We start from the raw sequence: 16,063 nt of genomic DNA on the forward strand, positions 1-16,063 counted from the left end.
CAGACGCAGCCGGATGTAGACGATCCGCTCGCCCTCCGCTACAGGTACTGACCCGTATTCGACTCGGTATCGATGGCGCGGCTGGCGCTGGCGTTCTTGCCGGTGACCAGCGTGCGGATGTAGACGATCCGCTCGCCCTTCTTACCCGAGATGCGTGCCCAGTCGTCCGGATTCGTGGTGTTGGGCAGGTCCTCGTTCTCGGAGAACTCGTCCACGATCGAATCGTAGAGATGCTGGATGCGCAGACCCGGGTTGCCGGTGTCGAGCACCGCCTTGATGGCGTACTTCTTGGAGCGGTCCACGATGTTCTGGATCATGGCGCCGGAGTTGAAGTCCTTGAAGTACAGAACCTCCTTGTCACCGTTGGCGTAGGTGACCTCGAGGAAGCGGTTGTCCTCGCTCTCGGCGTACATCCGATCGACGACCCGTTCGATCATCGCGCGGATGCACAGCCCCTTGTCGCCGCCGAACTCGGCCAAGTCGTCCTCGTGCAGTGGAAGGTACTCGGTGAGGTACTTCGAGAAGATGTCCTGGGCCGATTCCGCGTCCGGACGCTCGATCTTGATCTTCACGTCGAGGCGGCCTGGCCGCAGAATGGCCGGGTCGATCATGTCCTCGCGATTGGAGGCACCGATCACGATCACATTCTCCAAGCCCTCGACGCCGTCGATCTCCGACAGCAGCTGGGGCACCACCGTGGTCTCCACGTCCGACGAGACGCCCGAACCGCGGGTGCGGAAGATCGAGTCCATCTCGTCGAAGAACACGATCACCGGAGTGCCCTCGGACGCCTTCTCACGGGCCCGCTGGAAGATGATCCGGATGTGGCGCTCGGTCTCGCCCACGAACTTGTTCAACAGCTCGGGACCCTTGATGTTGAGGAAGTACGACTTGGCTTCCTTGGCATCCTCACCGCGCGCCTCGGCGATCTTCTTGGCCAGTGAATTGGCCACCGCCTTGGCGATGAGCGTCTTACCGCAGCCGGGAGGACCATAGAGCAGCACGCCCTTCGGCGGACGCAGCGCGTATTCGCGGAAAAGGTCCTTGTGCAGGAACGGAAGCTCCACCGCGTCGCGGATCTGCTCGATCTGCCGACCGAGACCACCGATATCGGCGTAGCCGACGTCGGGCACCTCCTCCAGCACGAGGTCCTCGACCTCGGCTTTGGGGATGCGCTCGAACGCGAACCCGGCCTTGGTGTCCACCAGGAGCGAATCGCCCGGCCGTAGCTTGCGGATGGGAGAATCGGGGTCGTCCAGGTCATCGACCTCGGCGACCTTGGCCAGCGGGCCCGACAGCCACACCACACGCTCCTCGTCGGCATGGCCGACGACCAGGGCGCGACGACCGTCATCGAGGATTTCCCGGAGGGTACCGATCTCGCCGACCGCGTCGTAGACCCCGGCCTCGACGACCGTGAGCGCCTCGTTGAGGCGGACGGTCTGACCGTACTCGAGCGTCGAGGTCTCGATGTTCGGTGAACACGTCAACCGCATCTTGCGCCCCGAAGTGAACACATCGACCGTCTGATCGTCGTACACACCGATCAGAACGCCGTATCCGCTCGGTGGCTGACCCAGCCGATCGACCTCCTCGCGCAGCGCGACAAGCTGCTGGCGCGCCTCCTTGAGAGTGTCCATCAGCTTCGTGTTGCGAATGGTCAGCGAATCGATGCGGGCTTCCAATTCCCGTGTGCGATCCGGCGAATCGGCGAGTTGCCTTCGGAGTGCAGCCGCCTCGGCGCGTACTGCCTCGAGCTCTCTCCAGGCCGCCGAATCCGAATTCTCGATGGGGCTCATGTGCTGCTCCTCCCAGTCCCGGTCTATCAACGCTACCGGTCGCGGCCCATTCTCGCTTTCCGACATGATTTCGTGGTGATCACATCTGGGCGGCGATCAACGGCCGAACAACCATGTTAGCCTGCCCTAACCCATACCTGGCGAGCGCGCTCGCCGACCGAGCCGAAAGGTTGCTGACGATGCTCCTTCCCGCCAGAACTCTGCGCGTTTCTGTGGTCACCGCCGCGGCGGCACTGACCCTTACCGTCGGCCTGGCGGCCTGTGGCTCCGACGACGACTCCGCCACCGCGACTACCACCAGCACCGCCACGGCGAGTACCCACAACCACGGCGACCAAGCGGCGGGCGCGCCGACGGCCGAGACGCTGCAGGCGATTCTGGTGAAGCTGGCCGACCCGAACGTCCTCACCGCCGACAAGACGAAGCTGATCGTCGACGGCGAGAAGCGCGCCGCCAACATCGACCAGATGAACGCGGGGCTGCACGGCTACACGCTGACCTTCACGATCGCCGACATCACCACTCAGGGCGACGCCGCGAACGCGAAGGTGACCATCAACTCCCCGCACGGCGCCGCACCCGCTGTGCCGATGACCTGGGAGAACGTCGGCGGCACCTGGAAGCTGTCGGACGCGAGCGGCTGCCTGATGCTCGGCTTCGCGCAGGCGCCCTGCGTCCCGGCCTGAGCCGTATCCGATCGGAGGCGAGTGTCGGCCGAACGAGCCCTCACCCTGCCCCGCTCAGCCCTTCGACGGCCTGCGCTGCGGCTTGGGGGTGACCGTGCCCTCGGCGAGCCTGCGGGCGCTGACCAGGAAGGCGGTGTGGCCCTGCATGCGATGTTCGGGGCGCACGGCGAGGCCGACCACATGCCATGGCCGGACCAGCGACTCCCACGAGCGCGGTTCGGTCCAGCACTCCTGCTCGCGCAGCGCCTCCACCACCTTGGACAGTTGCGTGACGGTCGCCACGTAGACGATCAGGACACCGCCGGGGACGAGCGCCTTCGACACGGCGGGCAGCGCATCCCAAGGCGCGAGCATGTCCAGAACCGCGCGGTCCACCGGCTCTGCGCTGTAGTCGGCGACGTCGCCGATGGTCAGCGACCAGTTGGCCGGGCGTTCGCCGAAAAACGTCTCCACATTCCGGACGGCGTGCTCGGCGTGGTCGGCGCGGATTTCGTAGGACACCACCTGCCCCTGCGGCCCGACCGCGCGCAGCAACGAGCAGGTGAGCGCGCCGGACCCCGCGCCCGCCTCGAGCACCCGCGCGCCGGGGAACATGTCGCCCTCGTGCACGATCTGCGCGGCGTCCTTCGGGTAGATCACCGCCGCACCGCGCGGCATGGACAGTACATAGTCGATCAGCAGTGGACGTAGCGCGAGGTACGGTGTGCCGTTGGTCGACTGCACCACACTTCCCTCGTCGGCGCCGATCAGGCTGTCGTGCTTGATGCCGCCGCGATGGGTGTGGAACTCCTTGCCCGGCTCCAAGACCACCGTGTACAGACGCCCTTTGGCATCGGTCAGCTGCACCCGGTCACCGATGGTGAATGGCCCGGTCCGTCTGGCCGTCATGAATCTCCGTTCCGCTGGTTCGAATCGTGCTGCCGCGCACCGGCGTGTCGGTGCCGCCGGATAGCCTGCCAGGTATGTCCTCGCCCGTGTCCACGCCCCCTCCCGATGACGCGCAGGCATCCGCTGCCGGTGCGAGGGTCGGCCGCGCGCGGCCCGCGCTGTCTCCTTCGCGGGCAATGGATTTCAAGCAGTGCCCGTTGAAATATCGGTTCCGGGCGATCGACCGGATTCCGGAGCCGCCGTCGCGGCACGCGGTGCGCGGCACGGTGGTACACGCGGTTCTGGAGGACCTGTACGGGTTGCCTGCGGTCGAGCGCCTGCCCGAGCGTGCCGACACGCTGGTGCCGACGGCTTGGGCGCGGGTGCGCGCCGAGCGACCGGAGGTGGCCGAGCTGCTTGCCGGCGAGCCGCTCGATGCCTTCCTCGGCGAGGTACGCGCGCTGATCCAGCGTTACTACCGGCTGGAGGATCCGACCGGCTTCGACCCGGAATCGCGGGAGGCTCGGGTAGAGGTCGAGCTCGCCGACGGCGCGCTGCTACGTGGGTTCGTCGACCGAATCGATATCGCCCCGACCGGCGCGCTGCGGGTGGTGGACTACAAGACCGGCCGCGCGCCCGGGCCCACGCAGGAGACCAGGGCACTGTTCCAGCTGAAGTTCTACGCGCTGGTCCTGCTGCGCACCCGCGGAATCGTGCCCGCCCAGCTGCGGCTGATCTACCTGGCCGACGAGGAGATCCTCACCTACGCCCCCGATGAGGAGGAGTTGCTGCGCTTCGAGCGCACGCTCTCGGCGCTGTGGACGGCCATCCTGGATGCTGGCCGCACCGGCGAATTCCCGCCGAACCCGAGCTGGCTGTGCTCCTACTGCGACTACAAACCGCTGTGCCCGGAATTCGGCGGCACACCCCCGCCCTACCCGGGCTGGCCGACCGGCGGCACGGACGAGTCGCCGGCGGAGACCCTGGCGGACGCGGTGTCCGAGTGAGTGGCTAGCGGCCGGTCGCGATAACCATGAAATCCAATGCGGAGCCATGGGATGCGTTTCCTCATCGAGAGGCCGCACGGTAGCTACACCGGATCAGCGGGCACACGGATCACGTTCAGCGTGTGTCAATCACGCGGACAGGCGAGTCGGACGGTCAGAATGCGCGGCAGGAGCGGATGTCGGTGGCCAGGATGGCTTTCGCGCCTAGATCGGCCAGCTGGTCCATCAGCTCGTTGCCCTGTTTGCGTGGCACGAGGGCGCGCACCGCGACCCAGCCGGTGTCGGCCAGCGGCGCCACGGTCGGCGACTCCAGCCCCGGGGTGATCGCGAATGCTCGGTCGAGGAGATCCTTGGGGCAGTCATAGTCCAGCATCAGATACTGCTGGGCGAAGACGACGCCCTGGACGCGGGCGACGAGCTGGTTGCGGGCCCGGTCGCGCTGGTCGGCATCCTTGCGCTCGATGAGTACGCCCTCCGAGTCGCACAGCGATTCGCCGAACGCGACCAGGTTGTGCTGACGCAGGGTGCGCCCTGAGCCCACGACATCGGCGATGGCGTCGGCGACGCCCAGCTGGATGGAGATCTCCACCGCGCCGTCCAGGCGGATCACCTCGGCCTCGATGCCTCGTCGCCGAAGATCGCTCAGCACCAGGTTCGGGTAGGAGGTCGCGATGCGCTTGTCGTAGAGGTCCTCCACCTTCCACTCCGGTCCGGCGGGCGCGGCGTAACGGAAGGTGGAGCGCCCGAAGCCGAGCGCGAGCCGTTCCTGCACGAGTGCGCCGGAATCCAGAGCGAGATCGCGTCCGGTGATGCCGAGGTCGAGTTCGCCGGATCCGACGTAGATGGCGATGTCCTTGGGCCGCAGGAAGAAGAACTCGACCTGGTTGGCCGGGTCCAGGACAGTCAGGTCACGCGAGTCGGTGCGCTTGCGGTAACCCGCCTCCGCGAGGATCGAGACAGCGGATTCGGACAGAGCGCCTTTATTGGGGACAGCGACACGCAGCATGGGAGGGAGTCCTTTCGGGAGGAGAAACCGGAATCGAGACGGCCGTCACAGATGTCGGTACACGTCCTCGAGCTTCAGCCCGCGACCCACCATCAGCACCTGCACCCAGTACAGCAGCTGGGAGATCTCCTCGGCGAGCGACTCGTCGCTCTCGTGTTCGGCGGCCAGCCACACCTCACCGGCCTCCTCGAGCACCTTCTTACCCTGGCTATGCACGCCGGCGTCCAACGCGGCAACGGTTCCGGACCCCGCGGGGCGGTTGACCGCACGATCCTGCAGCTCGGCGAACAGGGTTTCGAAGTTCTTCACGATGGGCCATTGTTTCAGACCCGTATGCGGGCCTGTTGCTCCGGCCCACAATGGAGGCTACGGCTCAGCCCGGCTTTCCCCGCTGATATTCGGAGTGCGGAAAGCCGGGCGTTGTGCCGTCAGCTTCCGGCCAGCAGCGCTTCCAGGTCGGCGACCGCCGTGCGGAGGTGGTCGGCGAACGCGTACATCTGGTCGGCGACCGGCGTCGGCGTCGCCAAGTAGAGGTTCCAGCGGTCCGGGAGCAACACGTAGGCGACCCCGATGCACCGGGAGCTGGTGGAGCCGAACCCGAAGTAGCGGATGTTGACCGACGGCGCCGAGCTGGTGCTCAGGTAGTCGTCGCGCAGGATGGTCCACCCTGGGCTGTCGTAGAGCGGGATCGGGTCGGTGACGCCCAGTTCCGCACCACGGCGGCGCTGGATCCACTGCAGTTCCCACAGGTGCTGTTCCGGCGCGTCGCCCGCCTGACACTGTTTGGCCCGCGCCACGTGCGCGCTTGCCGCCGCCCGCGCGGCCGCGCGCTTCGACTCGTGGCCCATCTCCGGGTCTTGCATCGTGTCCACGAAGGCGACCATCTCGGGGGTGACCACCCGCATCGCCTCGGTGCGACCATTGCGGTACTGCCTGGTCGCGATGGACTCGTAGGTGGCGCCGATGAGTCCCTTGCTGCGCCGGTGGGCGAGCTGGTAGCTCAGCTGCGCGAACGCGTCCGGGGAGATGCCGAGCTGCTTGGCGCGGGAGGTCCCGAAGCCCGGGAACGTCACCGTCTGCGTGGCGTTCTCCGCGGCGTAGCGGGCGAAGGCGGCACCCGCCGCGGCGATGTCTGCGCGCTGCGACGCATCGAGCACGAACTCGATCGGCTCGACCGTGGGCAGGCCCTGCGCCTGCGCTCCGGACCGGACGGCGTGCTCTGGTACCGGAGTTTCCAGCAGGGTGTCGACGAAGGACAGGATGGTGGTGCCGTCCAGCCCGCAGTGTTCGACGTTGATGCCCGCCTGCCCGTCGCCGAAGACGATGAAAGACACCGACTTGTCGAACCACCGGTTCGCGCTGTCGCCGTGTAACAGCTGATCGCAGGCGTGCAGCTCGTCGCGCGGGGTGAAATCCTCTAGACAGATCGCGAACAGCGCGGTCTCGACGGCGTCCAACGCCGCGACGTTCGCCGGTTCGGTCGAGAGCGCCTGCCTGCTGGCCGCCCATTCGGCGCGAGCCTTCGTGGTCAGGTGCCCGACGGCGGTGTCGGTGCGGATCGGCCGCGCGCCCGCCTTCAGCACCGCGCGCAGCCCGTCGGCGAGATCCTCCGGCGAGTACGGCGCACCATCCGGACCGATCACGTCCATCCGGAACGTGCTGCCGCGGAAGTACACCACGATGTGCCTGGCCTCGGAGTGGCCCGGCCACTCGGTACTGTAGGGCACGCGCACGGTGTCCTGCTCCACACCGGGGATCCGGGTCTCGGAGAACAGGTACTTGTTCTGCCACATCGACAGCTTCTGTCCACGCTGGGACACCGGTGGGATGGCCTCCTGATCGAGGGCCAGCTTGTAGTCGACGGCGGCGGAGATGATCCCGGACGCTCGGTCCACCTGTGTCGCCGCGGTGGACGTGGCCAGCGGGGTGTCGTCGCGGAACAGGAAGAAGAAGTTCGCGTTCAGCGCGATTCGATCCCGCCTGCCCAGATACCGCGACGGCCAGAACAGATCCAGCCAGCTGCCTACACCAGGCGTCGCGTCGTACTCCGCGAGTGCCGCCTGTAGCGTGCGGCCCGGTCCGTCGGCGCGCAGCAGGTCGTCGACCGCGGCTCTGGTGGTGGCGAGTTCGTCGGCGGTCAGCAGCGGCGCGCACCACTGCAGAAGCCGGCCGCAGCTGTCCTCCAGCGTCGGCAGGGGCACCCGGGGTAGGTGGTCGTCGGCGGCGAAGGTGCGTTCGGTCAATGCGGATCCTCGATGTCGGCGTGATGTTTCGGCAACGGCCTGGAGAGATACAGATTGGCGTAGAGCCAACCTCTATCCTCCCGGCCGGTGATGTCGATCCCGTTGACGGACAGGGTGTTGAGCACCTGAGCCTGCTCGGCCTCGGAGGCGAACCTGCGCTGCTGATACAGCCCGGGCGCCTGTTCGGTTCGGTAACCGAGTGCGGCGAGTTCCGCGGCGATCGGGGCGAAGTCGAACATGCGCAACACGAAGTGTGCCATCCAGGGTCTCCTCCGCGGATGCGCGGTGGCGACGCGCGCGAGGGTCTTCTCGGTGACATAGCCGACACAGCCGGTGGAGACGACCAGGTCGGCGGTGGCCAGCAACGCGCGCTGCTCCTCGGTCGGCTCACCGGACTCCAGGTCGGCGTGCACCACATCGTCCAGCAGGCCCGCCTCGTGCGCGTAGTTCAGGGCGGGATGGGCAACGTCCATGCCGAGGAAACGGACGTCGGTGAGTCCGGTGCCCGCGTTTACCCGGGCTCGGTCGCGCCGGATGAGGCCGGCCCGGTCGGCGTCGGTGTGGTTGTAGTAGTCGGCCAGCTCGGGCACCGTGGTGTCGAAGCGCAGCAGCGCGGCGTTGACGCCGTAGGAGCAGCCGATGTCCAGGACGGTCGGGGCGGTGACCCGGGCGGAGGCGCGGTATTCCCGAATCTGTTGCTGAAAGAACGGTTTTGCCAGTTCCGGAATGCGGTAGTCCAGATCGGACATGCGCGTGTAGTAAGCGCACGGATCTGGGTGGACGTAGATATCGTCGAAAGACGCTTTCCCGGTTGTGTGTAACGAAACTGGCACTGTCGGTCCTTTCGGGTCGAGCTCGGTCAGTCGAACCGCTCGGCTCAGTCGAGCAGTCGGTCGCCCCGGACCACGTCGGCGGCGGCTATATGGTCGGGCAGCACGCGGCCGAACAACTGCCGAGTGCGTTCCACCGTGCCGACCATCCCGGGACGATTGGTATAGGCAAAGATGGCCGAATGGCGCTGGCGCGCTCCGTCGACAGGTGAGACACGGTGCAGGGAGAAACGGCCGCGAAACAGCTGCAGGTCGCCGGGGCGCAACTGGAGCCGCTGGACGAAACGCTCGCCGGAACCGGTCAAAACGGCACGCACATCGTCGAAATTCTCCGCCTCCGGTGTGCGGATGTCGGGGCAGTACTCGAAAATTCCACCGGTCTCCGCAGGCTGGGTCACCATGGAGACGGTGAATTCGTTGGTATCGAAATGCCAGGGATGCGACATTCCCGGCGCGACGACGTTGAGGCACAGTCCTGCGAGGGGGTCGGCGAACTCGTGCAGTTCGGACAGACCGAAGCAGTCCGCGATGAATCGCTGGAACGGCTCGGCAGTGTAGAGCCGGTGGATCAGCGCATCGGCCGGAATGCGGTCGCGCGGCACGAAGGCGTTGCCCCGCTCCAGAACGATCCGGCCCGGATGATCCTGTGGCAGTTCGGCGTCCAGCGGAATGTTGTAGGCGTTGACTCGCTCGACCTGGCAGTACGCGTGCGGTGCCATCCGCTCCCCCTGCGCGCGCAGGGTTTCGATCAGCTCCGGCCGAATGAAACCGGGCAATACGGTGCAGCCACCGTCGTCCAGTTCCGCGCGGGCGCGGCGCACCGCCCCGCGCAGGCCGGCCCCTTCCTGATCCGCGAGAGAATACCGTGCGGTATCTACGATCTCGTCGAGTGCACCCCACGCTGCCATGGCGTCATTTTCGTGTAGCGCCTGCCGACACGCCCGAGATTCGGTGAGATTGCCGGTGATCACCGTCACACCTATCAGCTGCGATCACTCTGGTTGCGGCACAGTAACTCTCGGCAGACCGAGGTCGGGAGTGTCGTATCCGCCCGCTCAGCCGCCGGGTACCAGCAGCGCGCGCTCGAGTTCTTCGGAGCTCAGCCCGACCAGCGAATCGCGGAAGACACGTCCGGGCGCTTCCGGTACCGGAATCTCGCACGGGACGACCAGCACCGCGCAGCCCGCGGCCTCGGCGGCGCAGGCGCCGGTCGGCGAATCCTCCACGGCCACACAGTGTCGCGGGTCCAGGCCGAGTAACTCGGCGGCGCGCAGGTAGACGTCGGGCTCGGGTTTGCCGTGCGCCACCTCATCGCCGCAGACCGAGACATCGAAGAAGTCGCGCCCGAGAGTGTCGAGCCCGAACTCCGTCAGCGACCGCTTGGTGTTGGTGACCAGCGCGCTGCGCAGACCGGCCGCGCGCACCATGGCCAGTGCGTCTTTCGCACCAGGCCGCCACGGGATCGGTCCCGTCATCAGCTCGGTCACCCGCCGATCCAGGAACTCCCCCGCCGACCGCAGTGCGTCGAGCGTCGGCTCGATGCCGAGACCGGCGAACATGATCCGCAGCGCGTTCGGCCCGGACGCGCCGATCAGCGCGTGCCGGACCGCATCAGTCATCTCATGTCCGTGCTCGCGCGCAAGTTCGCGTACCGCGATGTCCCAGAGTTTCTCCGAATCGAGCAACGTGCCGTCCATATCCCAGAGCACTCCGGCCAGTCGCGCTGTCACGTTCGGTGCGTCTCCTCTGTCTCGTCTGCTGATGAGGCGGCCGGACGAAAGTCTGTCCGCTGCCCCGCGCCAAGCCCAGCGAAGGCGAGACTGCCGCATAACTCGCGCAGTCGGACGAGATTCGTCCGCAGCCTCACGCCGGGCCGAGCGAAGGCGAGGCCGCCTAGGCGCCTGATCCGGCGATCTGTAGTCGGCCACTGTCCCCGACGATCTCGATCCATCGATTCTCCGAGGTGGTCGTGCCGTTCTTCAAGGTATAGGTCAACGCGACAACCGCCCGGTTCGCGCCGTTCGGTGTGACTGCGCCCACGCTTACCGAGCGAATCGTGCCCCAGAAGCTCACATAGGAGTCGTAGCCGGTCTGCGCCTGGTACCCGGGAGATAGCTGGGACCAGGCGCCGGACACGTTGCCGGGCAGCATGCCGTAGTAGCCCTGGATGAAGGTGACGATCCGGTCGGGCGACGCGGGGCCGGACGGGGTGGTGGTGATGGTGGTCGACGTTCGACTCGGCGTCGTGGGCTGACCCGATCTGCTCGGCGTGGCTGATGCGGAACCAGGTCCGGGAGTGGTGGTCGGGGCCGCGGTAGTTGGCGCCGCGGTCTCCTGTGGGGCGGGCCCGACCGCGTTCGCCGGTGGCGGCGAGCTCTCGGCGTACGAGGCCGGGGGCACGATCGACGATGCCGCCGCGGTGCCCCCCTCCTCACCGTTTCCGGCGGTCATCGTCGCGATGATGCCTGCCGCGATCAGCACAACGAGCACCGCGGCGGCGGCCAGCGCTGCTATCCGGCCACGCTCGGGTCCGCTCGTACCGCTGGGCAGGGTCGTGCCGCCCTGCGGCGGGATGGGCGGCTGGGCAGAAACCGGGTGGGGTGCATACGGACCCGCGAGGGCTGCGGGCACGACCGCGGTGGCGGTATCGCTCGGCCTATCGGTCGACCCGGCGGCGCCCGACTGCGGAAGAATCGCCGTCGCGCCGGGCGCGGGCATCACCTTGGTCAGCACCGGCGGCGCCAGTCCCGGCTCCCGGCCCGCCGCAACGGCTTCCAACGCTTCCTTCGCCTCGCGCATGGTCGGGCGGGCATCGACGGTCGGAGCCAGCAGCCGCATCAGCACGGGTCCGAGCACGCCCGCTCGTTCGGGCTCCTGGACCCGCGCCCTGGCCACCGCGTGCAGCACCGCGAGCGGGTTGTCGCCCTCACCGAACGGCGGACTGCCCTGCACAGCCGTGTACAGCGTCGAGCCGAGGGCGAAGACGTCGGAGGCCGGTTCCGGATCCTCCCCGCGCGCCACCTCCGGCGCCAGATAAGCGGGAGTCCCCGCGAGAAATCCGGTGGCGGTGACCGTCACATCGCCGACGGCGCGAGAGATGCCGAAATCGGTGATCTTCACCGTGCCATCGTCACCGACCAGCAGGTTGGCCGGCTTCACGTCCCGGTGCATGATGCCCGCGGCATGCGCGGCGGCCAGCGCGGATGCGGCCTGAGCGCCGATCTTCGCAACCTCGGTGGGGGCCAGCGTGCGCTTTCCGGACAGCTTGGCCGCCAGGCTGGGCGCGTCCATGTACTCCATGACCAACCAGGGCTGGCCGTCTTCCTCCGCCACGTCGAAAACGGTGATGGCGTTCGGATGGTGCAGCCGCGCCGCGATTCTGCCTTCGCGCATGGCGCGCAACTTCGCCTCCAGCGCCGCCGAACGCGACAGACCAGGACCGAGCAGCAACTGCTTGACCGCGACAGTGCGCCGCAGCCGGACGTCGGTGGCTCGCCAGACGACTCCCATGGCACCGGTGCCGATCGGATCCGTGAGCCGGTATCGTCCCGCGATCAATCGATCCGCAGTCATGGTGGTGTGCCTCTCCTACTTACGCGCCTAGCCGTCCAGCATTCAGCGCGCACGCCCGGAAAATCTCCGAACATCCCACGCGCCAAGGTGCTTTGCACCCCCAAAGCAGCGACACGAACGCATCCGCCGACTGCTCCGGATGCAGTTGCAACGCTTCGACAATGGCACACCGACCCGACAGACATCCACCTTCCGGCGCGGGTTCCGGCGATCCCCCAGGTCAGTGCCGCGCGCCCGCGCGCCGTGTCACACCCTCCGTGGCGCCGGATTTCCGCAAATCAGGCTATATGTCCAGGTAGCCGAGGACCTTGCAGCGACCGAATTCCGCTACGCCGCACGGTGAACACCGTCACAACAGCCCGAGCCGAGCGGATGCCCCTCGGCCGAGGGCCCGCCCGGGCGGTACCGCAGCCCGGCTCAGGCGTTGAAGTACTTTGCCTCCGGGTGCAGCAGGACGAACGCGTCGGTGGACTGTTCCGGATGCAGCTGAAGCTCTTCGGACAGCACGACGCCGATGCGGTCGGCCTCGAGCAGATCGACCAGCTTGGCGCGGTCCTCCAGATCGGGGCATGCCCCATAACCGAAGGAGTACCGGGCGCCCCGGTAGCCGAGCTTGAAGTACTCCAGCACGTCCGCCGGATCGGAGTCGGCGACCGCGCTGCCGTCGAGAACCAGCTCTTCCCGGATGCGGCGGTGCCAGTACTCCGCCAGCGCCTCGGTGAGCTGGACACCGATGCCGTGCACTTCGAGATAGTCGCGGTAGCTGTCGCCCGCGAACAGCTCGTTGGCGAAGTCGGCAATCGGCTGGCCCATGGTGACCAGCTGGAACGGCAGCACGTCCACCTGACCGCTTTCCTGTGCGTAAACCCGCGACCGAATGAAGTCGGCGATGCACAGGAACCGGTCGCGCTGCTGGCGCGGAAACGTGAACCGATAGCGCTCCGGAGCAGCGGGGTCCGGCTCGGTGAGCACGACGACCTCGTCACCCTCGGACACCGCTGGGAAATACCCGTACACCACTGCGGCGTGCTGCAGCACGCCCTCGGTGCTCAGCCGGTCCAGCCAGGCACGCAGCCGCGGCCTGCCCTCGGACTCCACCAGCTCCTCGTAGCCGGGCCCGTCACCGCCGCGCTGTCCGCGCAGCCCCCACTGCCCGAGGAACAGTGCCCGCTCGTCGAGCAAACCTGAATACTCATGCAGTGCAAGACCTTTCACCACGCGAGTGCCCCAGAACGGCGGCACCGGCACCGGCAGGTCCACCGCGACGTCGGAGCGCTCGGGCACCATGACGGGCACCTCGGCCGCCTTGCGCTCCGCCGCGATCCGCTTGGACCGCTCGTGGCGCGCCTTGCGCTCCGCGGTCCGCTCCCGTTCGGCGATGGCCTCCAGGCTGTCCGGGTCGGGGCCGCCGCCGCGCTTGCGAGTCATGATGTCGTCCATCAGCCGCAGACCCTCGAACGCGTCTCGCGCGTAGTGCACGTCGCCCTCGTACACCTCGGTGAGGTCGTTCTCCACATACGAGCGGGTGAGCGCCGCCCCACCCAGGAGCACGGGGAACTGCTCGGCCACACCCTTGGCATTGAGCTCTGCCAGGTTCTCCTTCATCACGACGGTCGATTTCACCAGCAGGCCGGACATGCCGATGACGTCGGCCTTCTTGTCCACCGCTGCGTCGAGGATGGTCGCGATCGGCTGCTTGATACCGAGGTTGACCACCTCGTAGCCGTTGTTCGACAGGATGATGTCGACCAGATTCTTACCGATGTCGTGCACGTCGCCTTTCACGGTGGCCAGCACGATGCGACCCTTGCCGCTGTCGTCGGTGGCCTCCATGTGCGGCTCCAGGTACGCCACGGCGGCCTTCATCACCTCGGCGGACTGCAACACGAACGGTAGTTGCATCTGGCCGGATCCGAACAGCTCACCGACTGTCTTCATCCCGGACAGCAAGGTCTCGTTGATGATCCGCAGCGGCGGCACCTCGGTCATGGCCGCGTGCAGATCGGCCTCTATGCCGTTGCGCTCGCCGTCGACGATCCGCCGCTCCAGCCGGTCGAACAGCGGAAGCGCGGCCAGCTCCTCGGCACGTGAGGCCTTCGACGACGCGGTCGATACACCCTCGAACAACGCCATCAACTTCTGCAACGGGTCGTAGTCCTCGCCGCGACGGTCGTACACCAGATCCAGTGCGACTTCCCGCTGTTCGTCGGGGATCCGGCTCATCGGTAGGATCTTCGAGGCGTGCACGATCGCGGAATCCAAACCGGCCTCCACACATTCGTGCATGAATACCGAGTTGAGCACCTGACGTGCCGCCGGATTGAGGCCGAAGGAGATGTTCGACAAGCCCAGCGTGGTCTGCACGTCCGGGTGGCGGCGCTTCAGTTCGCGGATGGCCTCGATGGTCTCGATGCCGTCGCGGCGGGACTCCTCCTGGCCGGTGCCGAGGGTGAAGGTGAGCGTGTCGATGATGATGTCGCTCTCCAGCAGGCCCCAGTTGCCGGTGATGTCGGTGATCAGGCGCTCGGCGATCGACACCTTCTTCTCCGCGGTGCGGGCCTGGCCCTCCTCGTCGATGGTCAGGGCGACCACCGCGGCGCCGTGCTCGGCGACCAGCCGCATCGTCTGCTGGAAGCGAGATTCGGGACCGTCGCCGTCCTCGTAGTTCACCGAGTTCACCGCGCAGCGGCCACCGAGATGGTGCAGGCCGGCCCGCAGCACCGGGGTCTCGGTGGAGTCGAGCATGATCGGCAGCGTCGATGCAGTGGCCAGCCTGCCGGCCAGCGCCTCCATGTCCTTGGTGCCGTCGCGTCCGACGTAGTCGACGCACAGGTCGAGCATATGCGCGCCGTCACGGGTCTGGTCTTTGGCGATGTCCAGGCACTTCTGCCAATCCTCGGCCAGCATGGCGTCACGGAAAGCCTTGGAGCCGTTGGCATTCGTGCGCTCGCCGATCATCAGGATCGAAGCGTCCTGCTCGAAGGGCACCGCCGTGTACATGCTGGACACGCTCGGCTCGTGCGCCGGCTCGCGTCGCTCGGCGATCGGCGGCAGACTCGGCTCGACCTCGCGCACCGCGGCGGTGACCTGGCGGATGTGTTCCGGGGTGGTGCCACAGCAGCCGCCGACCAGGGCGAGCCCGAACTCGGAGACGAAACCGCGCAGCGCGACCGCCAACTCTTCGGGCGTGAGCGGATACACCGCGCCGTCGGCGCCGAGCACCGGAAGACCGGCGTTCGGCATCACCGAGACCGGCACCTGCGCGTGCCGGGACAGATGGCGCAGGTGTTCGCTCATCTCGTCCGGGCCGGTCGCGCAGTTCAAGCCGATCATGTCGATGCCGAGCGGCTCCAGCGCGGTCAGCGCCGCGCCGATCTCGCTGCCGACCAGCATGGTCCCGGTGGTCTCCACAGTGACGTGTGTGATGATCGGGATTCGGCGTCCGAGCTTCGCCATCGCCCGGCGGCTGCCGGTCACCGCCGCCTTCACTTGCAGCAGATCCTGGCAGGTCTCGATAAGGATGGCGTCGGCGCCGCCGTCGAGCATGCCGAGCGCGGCCTCGGTGTAAGCGTCGCGCAGCGCGGTGTATGGCGCATGGCCCAGTGTGGGCAGCTTGGTGCCCGGCCCCATCGAACCGAGTACATACCGTGGCGTACCGTCCGAGGACGGGCCCATGTCGTCGGCGACCTCACGGGCCAGCCGCGCGCCGCGCTCGGACAGGTCGCGAATCCGGTCGGCGATGCCGTAGTCGGCAAGGTTGGGCAGGTTGCAGCCGAAGGTGTTGGTCTCGACCGCGTCGGCGCCCGCTTCGAAATAGGCACGGTGGATATCGCGCAGCACGTCGGGGCGGGTCTCGTTGAGGATCTCGTTACAGCCCTCCAGCCCGCGGAAATCGTCCAGCGTCAGATCGGCGGCTTGCAGCATCGTGCCCATCGCACCGTCACCGATGACAACACGGCGGCGTAGCGTGTCGAGTAGCGTGGTGTCGAACTCGGCGGGGATGGGCGCAGACATGTGATCAGCGTAGTGGGCAGGGCGGCCGATCCAGCCCA

At 67.3% G+C, this 16,063-nt stretch carries 12 protein-coding genes; 2 read left to right on the plus strand and 10 right to left on the minus strand.

Annotated features, from left to right (window positions below; translation table 11 throughout):
* Positions 1-38 precede the first annotated feature (38 nt).
* Positions 39-1,799, minus strand: a complete 1,761-nt coding sequence (gene arc, locus OH799_RS09900; protein WP_406278253.1) for a proteasome ATPase — start codon at positions 1,797-1,799, stop codon at positions 39-41.
* 179 nt (positions 1,800-1,978) lie between these two features.
* On the opposite strand from arc, the gene OH799_RS09905 reads away from it, so the two are divergent.
* A complete protein-coding gene (locus OH799_RS09905) occupies positions 1,979-2,485 on the plus strand; it encodes a hypothetical protein (protein ID WP_406278256.1) in 507 nt (168 codons plus the stop codon).
* A 54-nt stretch (positions 2,486-2,539) separates the two neighbouring features.
* Here OH799_RS09905 and OH799_RS09910 read toward each other — a convergent pair whose 3' ends face one another.
* The gene (locus tag OH799_RS09910; RefSeq protein ID WP_406278259.1) at positions 2,540-3,373 is read right to left on the minus strand and encodes a tRNA (adenine-N1)-methyltransferase; all 834 of its coding nucleotides are present in this window, start codon (positions 3,371-3,373) and stop codon (positions 2,540-2,542) included.
* Between the two features lie 74 nt (positions 3,374-3,447).
* Here OH799_RS09910 and OH799_RS09915 point away from each other — a divergent pair, with 74 nt between their 5' ends.
* Positions 3,448-4,359, plus strand: coding sequence for a RecB family exonuclease (locus OH799_RS09915; protein WP_406278262.1), 912 nt, complete (start codon positions 3,448-3,450; stop codon positions 4,357-4,359).
* Between the two features lie 154 nt (positions 4,360-4,513).
* On the opposite strand, the gene hisG is transcribed toward OH799_RS09915, so the two are convergent.
* The 8 genes from hisG to metH all read right to left on the minus strand — a co-directional run bounded on the left by hisG (position 4,514) and on the right by metH (position 16,025).
* The gene (hisG, locus tag OH799_RS09920; protein ID WP_406278265.1) at positions 4,514-5,365 is read right to left on the minus strand and encodes an ATP phosphoribosyltransferase; all 852 of its coding nucleotides are present in this window, start codon (positions 5,363-5,365) and stop codon (positions 4,514-4,516) included.
* Positions 5,366-5,410: 45 nt separating this feature from the next.
* Positions 5,411-5,692 (minus strand): phosphoribosyl-ATP diphosphatase, encoded by a 282-nt coding sequence (locus OH799_RS09925; RefSeq protein ID WP_406281955.1) that lies wholly within the window; start codon positions 5,690-5,692, stop codon positions 5,411-5,413.
* 101 nt (positions 5,693-5,793) lie between these two features.
* Complete coding sequence (locus OH799_RS09930; protein WP_406278268.1) at positions 5,794-7,608, minus strand: choline/carnitine O-acyltransferase; 1,815 nt, start codon at positions 7,606-7,608, stop codon at positions 5,794-5,796.
* The gene (locus tag OH799_RS09935; protein ID WP_406278271.1) at positions 7,605-8,357 is read right to left on the minus strand and encodes a class I SAM-dependent methyltransferase; all 753 of its coding nucleotides are present in this window, start codon (positions 8,355-8,357) and stop codon (positions 7,605-7,607) included. The genes OH799_RS09930 and OH799_RS09935 overlap by 4 nt, the downstream gene beginning before the upstream one ends.
* 128 nt (positions 8,358-8,485) lie before the next feature.
* Positions 8,486-9,409, minus strand: a complete 924-nt coding sequence (locus OH799_RS09940) for an arpA protein (protein ID WP_406278274.1) — start codon at positions 9,407-9,409, stop codon at positions 8,486-8,488.
* 84 nt (positions 9,410-9,493) lie between these two features.
* Positions 9,494-10,168 (minus strand): HAD family hydrolase, encoded by a 675-nt coding sequence (locus OH799_RS09945; protein ID WP_406278277.1) that lies wholly within the window; start codon positions 10,166-10,168, stop codon positions 9,494-9,496.
* Between the two features lie 163 nt (positions 10,169-10,331).
* On the minus strand, positions 10,332-12,011 hold the full coding sequence (locus OH799_RS09950; protein WP_406278280.1) for a protein kinase domain-containing protein: 1,680 nt from the start codon (positions 12,009-12,011) through the stop codon (positions 10,332-10,334).
* Positions 12,012-12,428: 417 nt separating this feature from the next.
* Complete coding sequence (gene metH / locus OH799_RS09955) at positions 12,429-16,025, minus strand: methionine synthase (protein WP_406278283.1); 3,597 nt, start codon at positions 16,023-16,025, stop codon at positions 12,429-12,431.
* Between the last annotated feature and the right edge of the window lie 38 nt (positions 16,026-16,063).

Origin of the sequence: Nocardia sp. NBC_00881 (assembly GCF_045207455.1) — a bacterium.
Classification (GTDB): domain Bacteria; phylum Actinomycetota; class Actinomycetes; order Mycobacteriales; family Mycobacteriaceae; genus Nocardia.